An 18663-nucleotide genomic window follows, 5' to 3' on the forward strand; every position below is an offset into this window, starting at 1 on the left:
CCAGCCTGACAGCCCGGTGCGGTGGCCGACCGCGACCTCCGTCCGAACGAACGCCGGCAGAGGACGCGCCGCGTGGCCGCGTGGCCGCGTCAGTCGCGGATCGCCGCGGTCCCGTCCCCAGGGACGAGGCGAGGGAACTCGATCTTGGGGCACGTGTCCATGACGACGGCGAGCCCGGCCGCCTCGGCGCGCGCCGCGGCGTCCTCGTCGACGACGCCGAGCTGCAGCCAGACCGCCTCGATCCCCAGGCGCTCACGCTCGGCGATCGCCTCGTCGACGACCGCGCCGACGTGGGCGCTGTTGACGAAGCAGTCGACGACCGAGACCGTCGTCCCGTCGGGCACCTCGGACAGCGAGGAGTAGCCCTGGGCTCCGTGGACCCGAGCGGCGCTCGGATGGATCGGGACGAGCCGCATGCCGAGCTCGCGCTGGAGCCAGCGGGAGACAGGGTATGCCGTGCGCCCGGGGTTGTCGCCGAGGCCGACGACGGCCCACGTGGCCGGGGTCTGTAGCAGGTCGCGGATGACGCTCGGGTCATTGCGGTGCGGGCTCATGCGCCCATCGTCACATGGCGCCGTGGCGTACGGGACTGCAGGTGCCGGTGCCCGGGTGGCGTGTCAGGATGGCGGGATGAGATTTGGAGTCTTCATCCCGCAGGGCTGGCGCATGGACCTCGTCGGCATCGAGCCCGATCGTCAGTGGGACGTCATGGCCGGCCTGGCCCGCCACATCGACGAGGGCGACGTGTTCGAGTCGATCTGGGTCTACGACCACTTCCACACCGTCCCGCAGCCTTCCGGCGAGGCGACCCACGAGGCGTGGACCTTGATGTCCGCCTTCGGCGCCACGACCCGGCGGGTCCGGCTCGGGCAGATGTGCACGTGCATGTCATACCGCAACCCCGCCTATCTCGCGAAGGTCGCCGCGACCGTCGACGTCATCTCGGGCGGTCGTGTCGAGATGGGCATCGGCGCCGGTTGGTACGAGCACGAGTGGCGCGCCTACGGCTACGGCTTCCCGCAGGCCGGTGACCGCCTGGGTGCACTCCGCGAGGGCGTCCAGATCTTCCGCGACATGTGGACGACGGGGTCGGCCACCCTCGACGGGAAGTACTACCAGGTGGACGGGGCGCTCTGTGCTCCGCGCCCCCTCCAGGGCACGTCCGCCCCGGGGAGCGAGCTCAACGGCATACCGATGTGGATCGCCGGCGGCGGCGAGAAGGTCACCCTCAAGATCGCCGCCCAGTACGCCGACTACACCAACTTCGACGGCAGCCCGGCGGGCTTCGAGGCCAAGAGCGCGCTGCTCCGCGGCCACTGCGAGACGGTCGGCCGCGACTTCGACTCGATCGTCCGGTCGGCCAACTACAACGTCGTCATCGGTGAGACGGACGCCGACGTCGAGGACCGCCTCCAGTTCTACGGTGAGCTGCTCCGCAAGGGCGGCGTCGCCCCGGAGAGGGCGGCCGCAGCCGTCGAGGACCTGCGCAAGCAGCCGGCCGTGGGCACGCCCGAGCAGATCGTCGAGATGTTCACCGGCATGCAGGCTCGCGGGATGACCTACGCGATCACGTACTTCGCCGAGGCCGCCTACGACCGCTCCGGCATCGAGCTCTTCGAGCAGACGGTCGCGCCCGCGCTCAAGGGCTGACCATCGTCCTGAGGGGTCCCGCCCGGCTCGATGCCGGGTCGGCCCCCTCAGGACGCGTGCGACCGAGGGCTACCAGGCGGTCCAGCCGCCGTCGACGGCGACGACCTGGCCGGTGACGTAGGCCGAGGCGTCCGAGGCGAGCCATGTCACGACACCACGGAAGTCGTCCTCGGTGCCCATCCGGCCCAGCGGCGTGAGCCGCTCGTAGCGCTCGACGAACGCCTCGTCCTGCCCACGGGCGATCCCGCCGGGCGCGAAGGCGTTGACGCGCACGTCGGGCGCGAGCACCGTCGAGAGGTAGCGCGTCAGCTGGGCGATCCCACCCTTCGAGGCGGCGTATGCCGCCGGGTTGCCCATCCGCGTCCCTGCGTAGAGGCCCATGTTGGGTCCGACGAGACCGTAGATGCTCGACACGTTGACGACGCTGCCGTGCCCACCCGAGCGCAGGAGCGGTGCGAGCCGGCGCGTCAGCGAGAACGGCGCCGTGAGGTTGAGCTGGAGGGCCGTCGCGAAGGCCTCGTCGGTCTGCTCCTCGAACGGGACGGCATACCCGGGGACGCCGGACGTGCCGGTGAAGGCCGCGTTGTTGACGAGGACGTCGCACGCGCCGAGATCGTGAGCGCACGAGACGACGGCCGACAGCCCCTCGGGCGTGAGCAGGTCGGCCCCGCACGGGACGTGGCCGTCGCCGGGAAGGCGCTCCGCCGTCGCCGCGCAGGCGTCGGCGTCGCGGTCGACGACGACGACCCGCGCCCCGACGGAGGCGAGCGCGTCGGCGAGGACCGCGCCGAGCGGTCCGGCGCCTCCCGTGACGACGGCGGTGCGTCCGGTGAGGTCGGTGGTCGGGACGGTCATCGGGCCCTCCGGTTCAGCCACGGTCGATCCAGGGCAGCGTGATGATCCCCGCGACGATAAGCGCCTCGATGAGGCGGAACTCGTACTCGTCGTCGATCGAGAAGGCCTGCGACTCGGGGATCTCGGCCCCGGCATGCCGGCCCTCGTCGAACCACGAGGCTTCGAGGCGCCGGACGAAGTCGGCGCGCCACAGGTAGAAGTTGCCGTTGATCCGAAGGAAGCGCCCGGCGTCCTGGCGACGGGTGACGCCGGCCCCCGACTCGAAGAAGCGGGTCAGGGCCCCGGAAGGGCTCCCGTCGGGCTTCACCCCGACCCAGACCGGGTTGAAGGTCGGCTCGGAGACGCTGATGACGCCGTCGAGCCCGGGATGCTCGGCGAGGCGCCGCGCGGCTGCCGTCAGCTGGTCCGGCACGCGGGCCGGGCTCGTCGGGTCGAGCAGCAGGACGGCGTCATAGGCGCGACCCTCCTCCCGCTCGACGTGCTCGAGCGCGTGCCGCACGACGGGCGCCATCGGCGCGTCGTCGCCGGCCAGCTCGGCCGGCCGGAGGAACGGGACGTCGCCGCCGAACCGCCGCGCGACCTCCGCGATCTGCTCGGAGTCGGTCGACACGATGCAGCGGGTGACGACAGGGGTCATCGCGGCGGCCCTGATGCTGTGCGCGATGAGCGGCAGCCCGAAGAGCTCGCGGAGGTTCTTGCCGGGCAGTCCCTTCGAGCCGCCCCGGGCCGGGATGACGCCCAGGATCCGCTGCTCGGTCATCGGGTCTCCTCGGGGGCGCCGGGGTCGTGGGGATCGTGGCGGGCTTCGTGGTCTCGGGGTTCGACGGGTGCCGGGGGGATCGGGGGTGAGGCGCCGGCACTCAGCGCACGCGCAGCATCGCACAGCGCGAGCGTGGACAGGCCCTCGGGCAGGGTTGCGGGGGCGCCCGCCGCGTGCCGGCTCGCCGGGTCCGCGGCGGGGTGCATCCCGAGGGCCGCCCGGGCCTGGGTGGCCATGACGGTGTCGCGGTCGAGGTCCTCCGCGAAGGTCGCCTCGACGACGCTCCCCGACGGGTCGGTATGCCGGACGGTTGCGCTCGCGACGGTCCACTCCAGGCTGCCGTCGGGGCCGCGCAGGACAATCCCGCGAGTGGCCGGGCGGGTGACGTAGTCGAGCCGGACGGTCACGCCCGAGGCCACCGGCGTCGTCCAGAGGAGGGTCGCCGACTGCTCCGCCGCCATCTCGAGCGGACCGTCGTGGTCGAGCCGGGCCCCGACGAGGGCAGGCTCGCCGAGCAGGACCGAGGCGTAGTCGAGCTCGTGGACGAGGTCGCGCAGGACACCACCCTCGCCGGCACGGGCCGAGTACGAGTCGCGGTAGTCACGGTCGGGCCGCCAGTCCGGCAGCCACGACTGGCACCACACGTGCGCCGAGACCGGGCGGCCGATGGACGGCAGGAGCGCGAGGAGGTGACGGAAGGCGGCGTGGGCCCGCAGCGGCGCCGCGACCCAGACGTCCCCGCTGCGTGGGTGCGTGGCCAAGGGCTCCGCGTCGGGCAGCGACGGCGCGACCGGCTTCTCGAGCAGGACCCGCGCCGCGCCGAGGTCGAGCGCGTCCACCGTGTCGGCGACGTGCCGGCCCGTGTCCGTGGCGACGACGACGAGGTCGGCACGGGCCACGACAGCCGGGCCGGACGCCTCGTCGAGCAGCGTGGCGCCGGTGGCCGGGTCGGAGCCGGACACCCCCCGGGGACGGACCGGCCACAGGTGGGTCTCGGCACCGAGCGAGCGGAGCACACGCGCGTGGCGCCGGCCGATCGAGCCGGAGCCGCGCACGACGACGGTCGCAGTCACGCGGGCTCCTTCGTAGTCGTCATGGCCGGTCGAGGGTCCGAAGGTCCTCTTTGGGGTCCCTCCGGGAGGTGCTAGTAGGTTCACATCGTGGCAGACACCCCCGATTCTCCCGCGGCGGACGCAGCGGACGCAGCGGACGCAGCGGACGCGACGGACGCGACGGACGCTGCTCCAGCGGCCGCCCGGACAGGGCCGTCGCACTCGCTGGGGGCGCACTCGCTGGTCTACCTGGTCGGGACGGCCCTGCAGGGGCTCGGGGTCCTGCTCATCCTCCCCTTCGCGACCCGCCTGCTCGGACCGGGGGAGTTCGGCCGGGTCTCCACGGGGGTCGTCGCCGTCCAGATGGTCGGCACGCTCGCTGCGGCGGGCCTGCCGCAGGTCATCCTCCGCGAGCACCATCGCGGCGCCGACGGCCCGCGCGCCGCTCGCGCTCTCGCCGGCGCGATGATCCTCCTGGCCGCCGGGGTCGGCGCCGTCGGTCTCGTCATCGCCCTGTCGCTCGCTGCCGCGGGGCGGGCCGAGCTGTCCGAGTGGCTGCCCCTCCTCGTCGCCGCCGTGGCCCTGACGACCGTCGTCTCCGGTCAGACGCTCATGCGGGCCCGCATGAGGCCCTGGGGCTTCCTCCTGCTCGCCGTCGGATCGACCGTTCTCGCGCAGGGCGCGGGACTGCTCGCGGCGCGAGGGGACCCGACGGCTGGGACGTACCTCACGGCATACGCCGCGGTCCTCGTCCTCGTCGCCGTGGCTGCCGTCGCCGTCGGACGGCCGCTGCCGCCCACGGCGGCGCGAGCGCGCGTGCGCGAAGGCGTGCGACTCGCCGCGCCCCTGCTCCCGCAGGCCGTCGCGATGCTCGGCCTGCTCATGGGCGACGTGCTGCTGACCCGCCTCCTCCTGGGCGAGGCCGCTGCGGGCAGCTACCAGGTGGCCCTCCAGCTCGGCAACATGCCGTTCGTCCTCGCCGTGGCCCTCTTCAACGCGTGGGGTCCCCTCGTCCTGTCGCACCCCGTCGGGACGCGCTGGGCGTGGACCGGGCGCACCGGCGCCGCGCTGACGACCGTGGTCGCCTTCGGAGCCGTCGGCGTGGCGCTCCTCGGGCCGTGGCTCGTCGCCCTCATGGCCGACCCGTCGTTCGACCGTGCGGCCATGGTCGACGCGCTCGCCCTCGTCGTCACCGCCGCCGTCTCGTACATGGTCTACCAGGGCGCCTCGCTCGCGGTCCTCGACGTCGAGCGGACCGGGCGCCTCGCGTGGGCGGCGCTCGCCGCGCTCGGGGTCCTCGTCGTCGTCGCCGTGGTCCTCGCGCCGGTCGCCGGCATCGTCGGGATCGCCGCGGCCAAGGGCGTCGGCTACCTCGTCCTCGCCCTCCTCACGGCCCTCTTCGCGCGGCGCCACTCGCCGCTCCGGTGGCCCGTCGCCGTGCCCGTCGTCTGGTCGTGCGCCATCGTCCTCGCCGTCCTCGCCGGGCTGCTGCCCGCCGACGGCCCGGGGGTGTGGGTGCGCCTCGCCCTGACGGCGATCGTCGGGGCGGGGGCCCTCGCGCTCGCGCCGCGCGTCCTGCGGACGCTGCGCGGATAGGATGTCGTGTTCCCCGACCGACCCAACGACACCAGCAGGAGAGACACGTCGTGGTGACACCGCTCGTCCACATGGGATTGGGCTACGACGACCTCCTCGTCCCCGCCCTCGTGCACGCCGGGTTCGAGACGAAGGACCTCGTTCTCGTCGTCCGGACCGACGCCAACCTCGCGTGGGTGCGCCGGCACGCGCCGCTCGCCACGATCGTCCGGCTGCCGTATGCCGCTGCCCGCAAGGCCAACGTCGTCAGCGGCCTCGCGCCCCACGCCGCGCTCAAGCGGGCGTGCGCCGGAGTCGGTCTCGACGTCCTCGACCTGCTCGTCTCCGAGCGTGCCCTGCGGCGCAACCGCGTCGACACGGCGATGAACTTCCTCAACCTCGCCGCCGAGGAGCTCGAGGCGGCGGTCGCCGGGCGCGGCCCCGTGCTCGCCCTCGTCGAGTTCACCGTGACCTCCGAGCTGCTCACGGCCGGGCTCGTGACGCACCACGGGGGCCTCGCGACGTGGCCCCGCGGCATACGCCTCCCCTCCGACCGCTTCGGGCTCATCGGGGCGCCGAAGGGGATCACCCTGTGGGAGCGGCAGGTCGAGGACCCCTCGGCCGTCGCGGCCGGGGAGGCGTTCATCACGAGCTGGCGCGCCGAGCACGGGCGGCCGATGGGCTTCGCGCGCAACCTCAAGGTCGAGAGCGGCCAGGAGATCTGGCGCCTCGCGAGCGACCGGATCAAGGAGTTCGCCGTCGACCGTGGCGGCAACCTCCAGCTGCCCCGTCCGAGCGACTACGCCAGGCTCCCGTGGCTCAACCCGGTCAAGGCACGGCTCAACCTCCGCGAGTACCAGTCGCGTCGCTGGGACCCGCTGCCCGAGAAGTTCGTCTTCCTCCCGCTCCAGGTGCAGCCGGAGTCGAGCGCCGACGTCATGGGTCAGGACTGGCGCGACCAGGCCTACACCGCGCGTGTCCTGGCCGACGCCCTCGCGCCGCTCGGGATCGGGGTCGCGGTCAAGGAGCACGCGCACTTCATGTGGCGTCGCGACCCCGACTACTGGCCGCAGTTCGACGTGCACCCGGGGATCGCGACGGTGGACCCCTTCGCCGACTCGCGCGAGCTGATGAAGCAGGCCGTCTTCACCGTGACCGCGACCGGGACCGTCGGGCTCGAGGCGGGGCTGCTCGGGCTGCCCGTCGTGACAGGCGCCCGGATGCCGTGGAGCGGCCTCGGCAACGTCGAGCACCTCGCGACCCCCGACGACCTCACCGACTTCGTGGCGCGCCGCGGGTGGGAGTCGCTCCGCGAGGACCAGGCCCGCATCGACGAGTGGTTCGTCCACGACTACGTCCGCAACTCGTGGGAGGGGCTCGTGCTCGACCCGCCACGCGTCCCGGCCGTCCTCGAGCCCGACAACATCCGCAAGGTCGGCGCCGCGCTCGGCGAGGCGGCGGCCTCGCTCCGCGCCGCCGGGCTGCCGAGCTCGCCTACCGCCCCCACCGAGGTGGCCGGCCGTGCCTGACCCCGCCGACGCCGGCTGGCTCGTCCTGGGCGCAGGCGGCCACGCGCGTTCGGTCGTCGACGTCATCGGGCGCCGAGGTGACCGCGTCGTCGCCGTCGTCGGCGCTGCCGAGGGGGGCGACTGGGAGCCCTGGGGCATCGAGCGGCTCGACGACGACGTGGCGGCCTTCGAGCGGATCGTGGCCGAGGGCCTGCGCGCCGCCGTCGCGATCGGGGCGGTCGAGCCCCGCCTCGCCGTGGTGCGAGCCATCCTCGCCCTGGGTGGGACGGTCCCGGCCCTCGTCGCCGGCACGGCGACCGTCGGGGGGTGCAGTGCCGTCGGCCACGGGACGGTCGTCCTCGAGCACGCCCACGTCGGCCCGGCCTCCAGGCTCGGCGCGGGCGTCATCGTCAACACGGCCGCGATCGTCGAGCACGACTGCGTCGTCGGCGACGGCGTCCATGTGGCACCCGGGGCCTGCCTCCTCGGCGGCGTCACCGTCGGCGAGCGCACGCTCGTCGGCAGCGGCGCCCGGGTCCTGCCCGGGATCACCGTCGGCGCCGGAGTGACGATCGCGGCGGGCGCCGTCGTGACGCGAAACGTCCCCGACGACGCGACAGTCGTCGGCTCGCCCGCCAGAGACCTCCACCCTGACCGAGGGAGCACCCGATGAAGCCCGTCCGCATCGGCGACACGACCGTCCCCGACGGCACCGACGTCCACGTCATCGCCGAGGCGGGGGTCAACCACAACGGTGACGTCGACCTCGCCCACCGCCTCATCGACGTCGCGGCCGCAGCCGGTGCCGACTCCGTCAAGTTCCAGACCTTCTCGCCCGACAAGCTCGTGTCGTCGGCGGCCGCGACGACGCCCTACCAGCGCGAGCGGGGCGGGAACGCCGACCAGCGCAGCCTCCTCGAGGCGCTCACCCTGCCCGCGAGCGCCTGGGCGGAGCTGCGCGACCATGCCACCGAGGCGGGCACCGCGTTCCTCTCGACCCCGTTCGACATCGACAGCGCGGAGATGCTCGTCGGCCTCGGGCTTCCGGCGCTCAAGGTCAGCTCGGGCGAGCTGACCAACCTGCCCTACCTGAGGCGGCTGGCGGCACTCGGCGTCACGCTCCTCGTCTCGACGGGCATGGGGACCGAGGCCGAGGTGGCGGCGGCCGTCGACGCCTGCGCGGAGGCGCCGGGGCTCATCCTCTTCCACTGCGTGTCGGCCTACCCGGCCCCCCTCGACGAGTGCAACCTGCGGGTCATCCCGCGCCTGGCCGAGCTCCACGGCGTCCCGGTCGGCTGGTCGGACCACACGCCGGGCCTGACGACGGCGCTCGGGGCGGTGGCGCTCGGGGCGCCGATCCTCGAGAAGCATTTCACGACCGACCGGACCCTGCCCGGTCCCGACCACCTCGCCAGCCTCGAGCCGGACGAGCTGGCCGACTACGTCACCCAGACGAAGCAGCTCGCCCGGGCCCTCGGCGACGGCCTCAAGCGCCGGATGCCGTCGGAGGAGGAGAACGCCACGCTCGTAAGGCGCTCCTGGCACGCCACGGCCAACCTCGCCGCGGGCCACGTCCTGTCCGAGGCCGACCTGTCGCTGCTCCGGCCGGAGGGCGGGATCAGCCCGGCGGTCGACGTGGTCGGCCGGGTCCTGCGGCGCGGCGTCGCGGCGGGAGCCCCGCTCCTCGACGAGGATCTCGAGAGGTGAGATGAGCGTCCCACCAGACGAGCCCGACGATTCTGCCTCGGGTCCGCGTCCGGCCGCAGGCTCGGCCCCGGTGACGACGGTCGCCGTCTTCGTGGGCACGCGGGCCGACCTCGGCCCGCTCTCGCCCGTCCTCGATGCGCTCCAGGCCGCATCCGACATCGACCTCCGGATCCTCACGGGTGTCATGTATGCCGCCGACGACCTCGCCACGGCCCTGCCGTCCTCGTTCCCGCACGACACGTGGCGCTCGCGCATCGTCGAGCTCGCGACCCCGATGGACCACGTGTCCGTCGAGCGCCAGCTCGAGCAGGGCGCCCGCCTCGCGGCGGCGGTCGGCACGACCCTGCCGAGGCTCGGGGCCGACGTCCTCGTCGTCCTGGGTGACCGTTGGGAGCTGCTCTACGTCGTGCCACCGGCCGTGCTCCTGGGCGTGCCCGTCGTCCACCTCCACGGCGGCGAGGTCACCGAGGGGGCCCTCGACGAGCGGGTCCGGCATGCCGTGACCAAGCTCGCCGACGAGCACTGCGTCGCCTCCGACGATGCGGCCCGCCGGCTCGCCCAGCTCGGCGAGCCGCCCGAGCGCATCCATGTCACCGGCGCGCCGGGGCTCGACCGGCTCGCGGGCACCCCGGCACTGCCCGATGCCGACCTGGCCGAGCTCCTCGGCATCGACACGGTCCGACGCCCGCTCGCCCTCTTCACCTACCACCCGCCGACCGCCGAGGAGGACGTCCCCGTCGCCCGGTGGGCGCGTGAGGCGGCGCAGGCAGCCCTCGCCACGTGCGGCACCGTCATCGCCACCCACCCGGGGATGGACGAGGGACGCGACGCGATCCTGCTCGCCCTGACCGACCTCTCCCGTGACGAGCCGCGCCTGCGCCTCGTCGAGGCCCTCGGGCACCACTACCCGCGCGTCCTCGCCGCCGTCGACGTCGTCGTCGGCAACTCGAGCTCCGGCATCATCGAGGCGGCCACGGCCCATGTCGCGGCCGTCGACGTGGGCGAGCGCCAGCGCGGTCGCCTGCGCGGGTCCAACGTCGTCCATGCCGACGAGGGACGCGAGGCCGTCGAGGCCGCCATCGCGCTCGCGCTGTCGCCACGAGGACGGGAGCTCGCCGCGACGGTCGTCAACCCCTACGGCATGGGTCGGGCGAGTGCGCGGATCCTCGATATCGTTCGGGGAGCGGCAACCGCGTCGAGGGTCAAGCCCTTCGTCGACCTGGACCCCGGGTCGGGCCGCGGCGCGCCGCCCGAGACCCCGGCCCGGGACCCAGACACGAGCCACCGGCCCGAGACACCGACACGAGAGACCGAGACGAGGAGGAGCGATGACCGCGCGTGACCTCCAGGCGGCCTGCGCCCCCGTCACGGCGACGATCCGCGACGCGATCGAGGTCATCGACCGCAGCGCCACCCTCGTGTGCCTCCTCGTCGACGACGACGGACGCCTCAGGGGGCTGCTCACCGACGGGGACCTCAGGCGGGCGTTCCTCAAGGGGACCTCGCTCGACGACCCCGCCCTCGACCATGCGACGACGACGCCCCACGTCGTCGAGGCGGGCTCGCCCCGCGCCCACGTCCTCGACCTCATGCAGGCGTTGCGCATCTCCGTCGTGCCCGAACTCGCCACCGACGGCAGGCTCGTCGGCCTCCACACCCTCTCCGACATCGTGGGCGCCACCCCGTTGCCCAACGTCGCCGTCATCATGGCCGGGGGCCGCGGCACCCGGCTCGGCGAGCTGACCAGGGACACGCCGAAGCCGCTCATGACGGTCGCCGGCCGCTCGATCATCGAGTGGATCGTCCTCGGTCTCGTCGGCGACGGCATCCGCGACGTCTACGTGAGCGTCAACTACCTCGCCGACCAGATCGAGGAGCATCTCGGCGACGGCTCACGTCTCGGGTGCTCCGTGCGCTACCTCCGCGAGGACCCGGACCGGCCGCTCGGCACCGCCGGGTCGCTGACGCTCCTGCGCGAGGCGCGTCCCGAGCTCACCGATCCGGTCGTCGTCATGAACGGCGACCTCATGGTCGAGTTCGACGCCGGCTCGCTGCTCGAGACCCACCGCCGGTCGGGTGCGACCGTCACCGTCGGGACCCGGACCTACCAGCACGAGGTGCCCTTCGGCGTCGTCGAGACCGAGCGTGGCCGCGTCACCGGGATGGCCGAGAAGCCGACCCTCACCTTCGACATCAACGCCGCCGTGTATGCCGTCGAGCCGCGAGCGCTCGAGTGGCTCCCTGTCGGCCGGGCGAGCACCATGCCGGGCCTCGTGGAGACCTGCCTCGGACGGGGCGAGGTCGTCACGGCCTGGCCCATCGCCTCCGACTGGATCGACGTCGGCACCCCGACCGACCTCGCGCGCGCCAAGGGACAGGGCTGAACGCCCCCGGCCCGGCGGCATACGACCGACGACGACCACGACCCAGCGGCACCACGACGCCGCGCCCACGCCGACCATCACGACCGTGCACGACGAGAAGGACACCGTGACCACCGAACTCACCGCCCAGCCGATGACCGGCTCCGTCGCCGGCAAGACGGTCCTCGTGACCGGATCCGACGGCTTCATCGGCAGCCACGTCGTCGAGCGGCTCCTCGCCGACGGCGCGCGGGTCCGGGCGTTCTGCCTCTACAACTCCAACGGGTCGACCGGCTGGCTCGACGAGTCCGAGACCTTCCGGGCCGCCGTCCGCGACGGCCAGGCCGAGGTCGTCCTCGGCGACATCCGCGATCCCGAGCACGTCGCGGCGTCGGCGGACGGCGTCGACGTCGTGCTCCACCTCGCGGCGCTCATCGCGATCCCGTTCTCCTACGTCGCCCCCCGGTCCTATGTCGAGACCAACGTCATCGGCACGCTCAACGTCCTCGAGGCCGTCCGGCGCCACGGCACCCCACGCATGGTCAACACGTCGACCTCGGAGGTCTACGGCACGCCCGAGGAGGTGCCGATCACCGAGAGCCACCCGCTCCGCGGCCAGTCGCCCTACTCCGCGACGAAGATCTCGGCCGACAAGATGTGCGAGTCCTACGCGCTCTCGTTCGAGACGCCCGTCATGACGCTCCGGCCCTTCAACACCTTCGGGCCTCGCCAGTCGACCCGCGCCGTCATCCCGACGGTCCTGTCCCAGATGCTCGCGGGCGCGCCCGAGATCCGGCTCGGTGACGTGACGCCGAAGCGCGACTTCACCTTCGTCACCGACACGGCCGACGGCTTCGTCCGGGCGGCCCTGTCCGATGTCGCCCCGGGCACGACGATCCAGCTCGGCACCGGCCGCACGGTCTCCGTGGGGGAGGTCGTCGACCTCTGCAAGAAGGTCACGGCGAGCGACGCCGCGATCGTCACCGACGAGGCGCGGATCCGCCCCGAGGGCTCCGAGGTCCAGATCCTGCTCTCCGACCCGAGCCTCGCCAACCGCGTCCTCGGCTGGGCGCCGACCGTGTCCCTCGAGGAGGGCCTCGCCCGGACCGCCGAGTGGCTCCGTCCTCGGGTCGACCCCGAGACGGCAGGGCGGTACCACCGGTGAGCGAGGCACACGCGCCGGGTGCACGCGGGCCGGAGGGGACCGTGCCGCTGGCCGTGCCCAACATCGGCGAGCTCGAGCGGGCGTACGTCCTCGAGGCGGTCGAGTCCGGGTTCGTCTCGTCGGTCGGACCGTTCGTCTCGGAATTCGAGCAGCGCTTCGCGGAGAAGGTCGGCGCCCGGCACGCCATCGCGTGCTCGACCGGCACCGCAGCGATCCACATCGGCCTGCTCCTGCTCGGTGTCGGGCGCGGCGACGAGGTCTTCTGCTCCGACTTCACCTTCGTCGGCTCGGTCAACCCGATCGCCTACCTCGGTGCCCGGCCCGTCTTCATCGACTCCGAGACGCGCACCTGGAACATCGACCCGCAGCTGCTCGCCGGAGAGCTCGACCGCCGCGCGGCCGCGGGGGAGTCCCTGCCGAAGGTCGTCGAGATCGTCCACGTCCTCGGGCAGCCCGCCGACATGGAACCGCTCATGGCCGCCTGCGAACGGCACGGCATACCCATGCTCGAGGACGCCGCGGAGTCGCTCGGGGCGACGTGGTCGGCGGGCCCGTATGCCGGGCGGCACACGGGCACGGTCGGTGCCGTCGGGTGCTTCTCCTTCAACGGCAACAAGATCGCGACGACCGGGGGCGGAGGCATGATCGTCACCGACGACGACGCGCTCGCGAGCCGGGCCCGCCACCTGACGACGCAGGCGAAGGTGCCCGACGTCGGCTACCTCCACGACGAGGTCGGCTACAACTACCGCCTCACCAACCTCGCGGCCGGACTCGGGCTCGCCCAGCTCGCCCGTCTCGACGAGTTCGTCGGGGCGAAGCATCGGATCGCCGCACGCTACGACGAGGCCTTCGCCGACCTTCCGCTCATCCTCCCGCCGCGGGTCGACGGCCTCGACGCGACGTACTGGCTCTACTCGGTCATGGTCCCCGAGACCGACGGCCGGGGCCGCGACGAGTTCCTCGCGCACCTCAACGGGCTCGGCATCGGGGCTCGCGCGCTCTGGCGTCCGCTCCACGCGCAGCCGCCCTTCTCGGCGGCGCAGGTCGTCGGGGGAAAGGTCGGCGACGACCTCTTCGAGCGGGGCTTGTCCCTGCCCTGCGCGACCGAGCTCACCGATGACGACCAGACGCGGGTCATCGAGGCGGTCCGCTCCTTCTTCGCCTGACGCCCCTCGCGGACGCCTGGCGGCACCGTGCCGACGCGTGACGGCCGGCGCCCACGCGCCCGACGACGGGTGTGCGGCAGGATGGCTCCGTGGAGATCGCCATCGGCCTGCTCGCCATCGCGGCGACCGTCCTCGCCGGAGCCTGGCTCGCCGACCGCATCGGGGTGCCGGCGCCGCTCGTGCTCATCCTCGTCGGGATCCTCGGCTCGTACCTGCCGTTCGTGCCCGAGGTGGCCCTCAGCCCCGAGGTGGTCCTCCTCGGCGTCCTGCCGCCGCTGCTGTATGCCGCAGCCATCCAGACCTCGCTCGTCGACTTCCGCGCCAACCGCGGTGCGATCCTCGGGCTCTCGGTCGGCCTCGTCCTCTTCACCGCGGTCGGCGTCGGCGCCTTCCTCCACTGGCTCCTCGGCATCCCGTTCGCGGTCGCCTTCGCCCTCGGAGCCGTCGTCGCGCCACCTGACGCCGTCGCCGCGACGGCCGTCGGGCGGCAGATCGGGCTGCCGCGCAGCCTCGTCTCGATCCTCGAGGGGGAGTCGCTCGTCAACGACGCGACCGCCCTCGTGGCGCTCCGCACGGCCCTGGCCGCGGCCGGTCTCGCCGCCAGCGCCTCCGGCGAGGTCACTGCCGGCGGGGTCGTCCTCGACTTCGTCTGGGCATCCCTCGGCGGCGTCGCCATCGGCCTGGCGGTGGCAGCTCTCATCGAGATCGTCCGGCGGAGGATCAGCCGCGATGCGACCTTCGACACCGTGCTGTCGTTCATGGCGCCGTTCCTCGCCTACGTCCCGGCCGAGCTGCTGCACGCGTCCGGGGTCATCGCCGTCGTGGCAGCGGGCCTCACCCTCGGGCATCGGTCGCCGCGGACGCAGCCCGGCGCCTCGCGAATCAGCGAGAAGATCAACTGGAGCTCGATCCAGTTCCTCCTCGAGAACTCGGTCTTCCTGCTCATCGGCCTCCAGGTCTTCTACGTCGTCGACCGTGCGCGGGGCTCGGACCTGACGACGGCGCAGATCGTCGCGGCGGCGCTCGGGACCCTCGGTGTCGTCCTCGTCCTGCGGCCGCTCTGGGTCTTCCCGTACCGCTACATCACGACTCGCCTGCGGCATCCGGAGGAGACGATCCGGTGGTCGTACCCCGCGGTCATCTCGTGGGCCGGCATGCGTGGGGTCGTGACGCTGGCCGGAGCCCTGCTGCTCCCGCTCGCGACGCCCGAGCGCGACGTCCTCGTGCTCATCGCCGTCGTCGTGACGGTCGGGACGCTGCTCCTGCAGGGGACGACCCTGCCAGCCCTGGCCCGGCGCCTCGGCGTCCGGGGGCCCGACCCGCGCGAGGACGTCCTCCAAGCGGCGACGGTGCTGCAGGCCGCCTCCAAGGCCGGTCTCGAGGTGCTCGCCGAGGAGCCCGATGTCGGCGAGCCGACCCGCGAGCTCCTCGAGACCCGGTCCCACGACCGGGTCAACCAGATGTGGGAGCAGCTCGGCCGCCGCGACGCCGACACCGCCGAGACCCCGAGCGAGCAGTACCGCCGGGTCCGGATGAGGATGATCGATGCCGAGCGCGCCGAGGTGCTGCGGATGCGCGACGAGGGGCAGGCCGACCACGAGGTCCTGCGCACGGTGCTCTCAGCGCTCGACCTGGAGGAGACGATCCTCGACCGCATCGACAACCAGTCGGCGCGCCTCGACGAGGAGGTCCGGCTGCCACCCCAGGTGTCCGAGTCGGGCTGCGTGCACCTGGCCGACGCGGGCAGCTGCCTGGTGCCCCGGACGCCCGAGGGGTGCGAGGAGTGCCTGCGGGACGGGACCACCTGGGTCCACCTGCGGCTCTGCCTCACCTGTGGTCACGTCGGCTGCTGCGACTCCTCGGTGGGCAAGCACGCGGACCGGCACTACGACGAGACCGGGCACCCCGTCATGCGCTCCATCGAGCCGGGCGAGTCCTGGCGCTGGTGCTACGTCGACGAGTTGCTCGGCTGAGCTCGGCGGCATACGGCGGAAGCCCCCGCCACAACAACTCCGCCGGGGCGAAGGAGCCGCGGCGGAACCGCCCCGGGACGCTCCAACAACTCCGCCCGGGCGAAGGAGCCGCGGCTGAATCGCCCCGGACGCCCGAACAACCCCGCCCAGGCGGAGAAAGAAGGGGCGACGCGCTCAGGTCAGCTGAGCGTCTGTGTCACCGAGTGCTCGTCCCGTGCGTGCACGACGGTGGTCAGCGCGCCGTTGACCAACGGGAGGTGTGGGGGGACGTGTCCGCACTCGACGTCGGCGATGATCGGCACCCCGAGCATGCCCAAGGCGTCGCGCACGGCGTCGTGCTGCGTGAAGCCCGCCGTGTCGGGAGCACGGGTCCGGCTGACGAGGATCCCCGTGGCCTGGTCGAACCAGCCGGCGAGGCGCATCCCGTGCAGGGCGCGGCAGATGTCGAACGAGCTCCACTCGCAGATGTCGAGGTAGTGGAGCAACCCCTCGGGCGCGTAGTCACGGGCAAACGCCCCGACGTCTCCGAAGCGGGTCCCCGCCGTGAAGCCGATGGTCTCGACGCACCCACCGATGAGGCGTCCGGACACCGTGGCCGCCTCGCCCTCGTGGCCGGGATCGATCCGGGTCCACGTGCCCGTGCCGTCGAGGGTGAACTCGGACACGGTCGGGTGTGCGGCGAAGTCGTCGAAGCCGCCGGTCCGGTGCCTGCCGGGTGAGTGCTGGGCGAGGGAGGTCCCGCTCGGTGCGGTGGCGACGTCGAGCCAGTGGAGTATGCCGCTGGGCGGGGTGTACGGGGTGTCCATGAGGTTCTGCCCGTGGATCGTCGCCAGCCCCGTCAGGAGGGTGAGCGGCGTCAGCCACGTCGACGTGTCGGAGAAGCCGACGACCCAGCGTGGCTCGGCCGCGGCGATCGCCTCGAGGTCGAGCAGGTCGAGCAGGTCGATGCCGGTCTCGCCTCCCCACGGCGGGACGACGGCCCGGACCGCGGGATCGGTCAGCATCCGCGTCAGCTCTGCGGCCCGCTGCTCCTTCGGCGCGCTGACGTGCGTGGGCGTGCCGATGCACTCGCCGACCTCTACCTCGAAGCCCCGGCCCTCGAGGACCGCGACGGCGTGGCGGAGCCGGGGGAACAGCGTCTCGGAGACCCCCGCGCTCGGGGCGGTGACGCCGATGCGGTCACCGGGACGGAGGGGCTCGGGGTAGCGGATCGACGAGGCCATGGGCCGCATCCTGTCAGCAGCAGGAGGGGAGCGGCATACCGGTTTGTCCGGATGGTGACAGCGACAGGCCCCGCACGCCCCCCGGTCGTGCGGGGCCCGTCACTGCCCTGGTCGTGAGACTCAGATCTTGGCCGCCGTGAACCCCTGCTCGAGGTCGGCGAGGATGTCGTCGATGTGCTCGATCCCGACGGAGAGGCGGACGAGACCAGGGGTGACCCCGGCTGCGAGTCGGTCCGCGTCGGGCCCCTGCGAGTGCGTCGTCGACGCGGGGTGGATGACGAGCGAGCGGACGTCGCCGATGTTGGCCACGTGGCTGTGCAGCGTCAGCGCCTCGACGAACTTCTTGCCCGCCTCGAGCCCGCCCGCGATCTCGAAGGAGAGCACGGCGCCGGAGCCTCGCGGCGTGTACTTCTCCGCGAGGGCGTGGAACGGGCTGTCCGGCAGGGACGCCCAGACGACCCGCTCGACCTGCCCGTGGCCCTGGAGGAACGACGCGACCCGGTGCGCGTTCTCGAGGTGACGCTCGATCCGGAGCGACAGCGTCTCGAGGCCTTGCGCGATGAGGAACGCGTTGAAGGGGGACACGGCCGGCCCGAGGTCGCGCAGGAGCTGGACGCGGGCCTTGAGGATGAAGGCGAGGTTGGCGCCCAGGGCGCCGCCGACGCCGAGGTCACGGGCGAAGACGAGCCCGTGGTAGCTCTCCTCCGGGGTGTTGTAGTTGGGGAACTTCTCCGGGTCGGCCCCGAAGTCGAAGTTGCCCGAGTCGACGATGGCGCCGGCGATCGACGTGCCGTGACCCCCGAGGTACTTCGTCGCCGAGTGCACCACGATGTCGGCGCCCCACTCGATCGGCCGGATGAGGTACGGCGTCGCGACGGTGTTGTCCACGACGAGCGGCACGCCGTGCTCGTGCGCGAGGGCCGCGACGGCCTCGATGTCGAGGATCTCCTGCTTCGGGTTGGCGATCGTCTCGCCGAAGAGGAGCTTGGTGTTGGGCCGGATGGCCGCGCGCCACGAGTCGATCGACGTCGGGTCCTCGACGAAGCCCACCTCGATGCCGAACTTCGGCAGCGTGTGCTTGAAGAGGTTGAACGTGCCGCCGTAGAGCGACGGGGACACGACGACGTGGTCACCGGCCTCGGCGATGTTGAGGACCGCGAGGGTCTCGGCAGCCTGGCCGGATGCGACGAGGAGCGCGCCCACGCCACCTTCGAGCGCGGCGATCCGCTGCTCGACGACGTCGGTGGTCGGGTTCATGAGGCGCGTGTAGATGTTGCCGAACTCCTTGAGGCCAAAGAGGTTCGCGGCGTGGTCGGTGTCGTTGAAGACATAGCTCGTGGTCTGGTAGATCGGCAGCGCCCGTGAGCCGGTCGCGCTGTCGGCGCTCTGTCCGGCGTGGATCTGCTTCGTCTCGAACGACCAGTTGGGGGTCTCGCTCATCGGTTCGGTCTCTCTCATGCCGTGTCGATGACCGGGACGCGTGGCCGGCTCGGGGCCACGGCACTGCCCGGCGCACCGACGGGTCGGTGCGGGAGGGGATCCTCCGCGCTTGCCCGCGGACGGGAGTCCGTGGGCCAGGTCCTCACCCGGGGCACCCCACCGCGGTAGGAGGGTTGCCGGCCAGCGAGCCGGGGCTTGTCGCTGGCACTCATGACCTGTCGCC

General features: G+C 72.9%; 16 protein-coding genes and 1 riboswitch. Of the genes, 10 read left to right on the forward strand and 6 right to left on the reverse strand.

Features of this window, described 5'->3' with window-relative positions:
* Positions 1 to 89: 89 nt before the first annotated feature.
* Positions 90 to 554: a CoA-binding protein gene (locus N865_RS13075; protein ID WP_034806696.1), complete on the reverse strand. Its 465-nt coding sequence runs from the start codon at positions 552 to 554 to the stop codon at positions 90 to 92.
* Between the two features lie 76 nt (positions 555 to 630).
* Between N865_RS13075 and N865_RS13080 the strand changes: the two genes are divergently transcribed.
* The gene (locus N865_RS13080; RefSeq protein WP_051510541.1) at positions 631 to 1650 is read left to right on the forward strand and encodes an LLM class F420-dependent oxidoreductase; all 1020 of its coding nucleotides are present in this window, start codon (positions 631 to 633) and stop codon (positions 1648 to 1650) included.
* 69 nt (positions 1651 to 1719) lie between these two features.
* On the opposite strand, the gene N865_RS13085 is transcribed toward N865_RS13080, so the two are convergent.
* The 3 genes from N865_RS13085 to N865_RS13095 are packed head-to-tail and all read right to left on the reverse strand — an operon-like array spanning position 1720 to position 4338.
* Positions 1720 to 2505 carry an SDR family oxidoreductase gene (locus N865_RS13085; RefSeq protein WP_034806701.1) on the reverse strand — a complete coding sequence of 262 codons (786 nt, stop codon included), beginning with the start codon at positions 2503 to 2505 and terminating at the stop codon, positions 1720 to 1722.
* 13 nt (positions 2506 to 2518) lie between these two features.
* Complete coding sequence (locus tag N865_RS13090; protein ID WP_034806703.1) at positions 2519 to 3265, reverse strand: acylneuraminate cytidylyltransferase family protein; 747 nt, start codon at positions 3263 to 3265, stop codon at positions 2519 to 2521.
* Positions 3262 to 4338 (reverse strand): Gfo/Idh/MocA family protein, encoded by a 1077-nt coding sequence (locus N865_RS13095; RefSeq protein WP_157557691.1) that lies wholly within the window; start codon positions 4336 to 4338, stop codon positions 3262 to 3264. The genes N865_RS13090 and N865_RS13095 overlap by 4 nt, the downstream gene beginning before the upstream one ends.
* 87 nt (positions 4339 to 4425) lie before the next feature.
* Between N865_RS13095 and N865_RS13100 the strand changes: the two genes are divergently transcribed.
* From N865_RS13100 to N865_RS13140, 9 genes are all read left to right on the forward strand, one after another.
* Positions 4426 to 5913, forward strand: a complete 1488-nt coding sequence (locus N865_RS13100; protein ID WP_084328203.1) for a lipopolysaccharide biosynthesis protein — start codon at positions 4426 to 4428, stop codon at positions 5911 to 5913.
* Positions 5914 to 5984: 71 nt separating this feature from the next.
* Entirely contained in the window at positions 5985 to 7421 is a 1437-nt protein-coding gene (locus N865_RS13105; protein ID WP_051510551.1) for a hypothetical protein, read from the forward strand.
* Entirely contained in the window at positions 7414 to 8073 is a 660-nt protein-coding gene (locus N865_RS13110) for an acetyltransferase (protein WP_034806706.1), read from the forward strand. The genes N865_RS13105 and N865_RS13110 overlap by 8 nt, the downstream gene beginning before the upstream one ends.
* Positions 8070 to 9107 carry an N-acetylneuraminate synthase family protein gene (locus N865_RS13115; RefSeq protein WP_051510542.1) on the forward strand — a complete coding sequence of 346 codons (1038 nt, stop codon included), beginning with the start codon at positions 8070 to 8072 and terminating at the stop codon, positions 9105 to 9107. The genes N865_RS13110 and N865_RS13115 overlap by 4 nt, the downstream gene beginning before the upstream one ends.
* Position 9108: 1 nt before the next feature.
* Positions 9109 to 10449, forward strand: coding sequence for a UDP-N-acetylglucosamine 2-epimerase (gene neuC / locus N865_RS13120; RefSeq protein ID WP_084328204.1), 1341 nt, complete (start codon positions 9109 to 9111; stop codon positions 10447 to 10449).
* Positions 10436 to 11491, forward strand: a complete 1056-nt coding sequence (locus N865_RS13125) for a sugar phosphate nucleotidyltransferase (RefSeq protein WP_034806709.1) — start codon at positions 10436 to 10438, stop codon at positions 11489 to 11491. Before neuC ends, N865_RS13125 begins: the two co-directional genes overlap by 14 nt.
* 106 nt (positions 11492 to 11597) lie before the next feature.
* On the forward strand, positions 11598 to 12635 hold the full coding sequence (locus tag N865_RS13130; protein ID WP_245603753.1) for an SDR family NAD(P)-dependent oxidoreductase: 1038 nt from the start codon (positions 11598 to 11600) through the stop codon (positions 12633 to 12635).
* Positions 12632 to 13804 carry a DegT/DnrJ/EryC1/StrS family aminotransferase gene (locus N865_RS13135; protein ID WP_084328205.1) on the forward strand — a complete coding sequence of 391 codons (1173 nt, stop codon included), beginning with the start codon at positions 12632 to 12634 and terminating at the stop codon, positions 13802 to 13804. Before N865_RS13130 ends, N865_RS13135 begins: the two co-directional genes overlap by 4 nt.
* 89 nt (positions 13805 to 13893) lie before the next feature.
* A complete protein-coding gene (locus N865_RS13140; RefSeq protein WP_034806714.1) occupies positions 13894 to 15777 on the forward strand; it encodes a Na+/H+ antiporter in 1884 nt (627 codons plus the stop codon).
* A gap of 179 nt (positions 15778 to 15956) precedes the next feature.
* Here N865_RS13140 and N865_RS13145 read toward each other — a convergent pair whose 3' ends face one another.
* Both N865_RS13145 and N865_RS13150 read right to left on the reverse strand, forming a co-directional pair.
* On the reverse strand, positions 15957 to 17000 hold the full coding sequence (locus N865_RS13145; protein ID WP_051510543.1) for an LD-carboxypeptidase: 1044 nt from the start codon (positions 16998 to 17000) through the stop codon (positions 15957 to 15959).
* Between the two features lie 120 nt (positions 17001 to 17120).
* Positions 17121 to 18440, reverse strand: a complete 1320-nt coding sequence (locus N865_RS13150) for a bifunctional o-acetylhomoserine/o-acetylserine sulfhydrylase (RefSeq protein WP_034806799.1) — start codon at positions 18438 to 18440, stop codon at positions 17121 to 17123.
* Between the two features lie 100 nt (positions 18441 to 18540).
* Positions 18541 to 18656, reverse strand: a riboswitch (SAM riboswitch).
* Positions 18657 to 18663: the final 7 nt, after the last annotated feature.

The organism is Intrasporangium oryzae NRRL B-24470, assembly GCF_000576595.1.
In the GTDB taxonomy this organism is placed as follows: Bacteria; Actinomycetota; Actinomycetes; order Actinomycetales; family Dermatophilaceae; genus Intrasporangium_C; species Intrasporangium_C oryzae.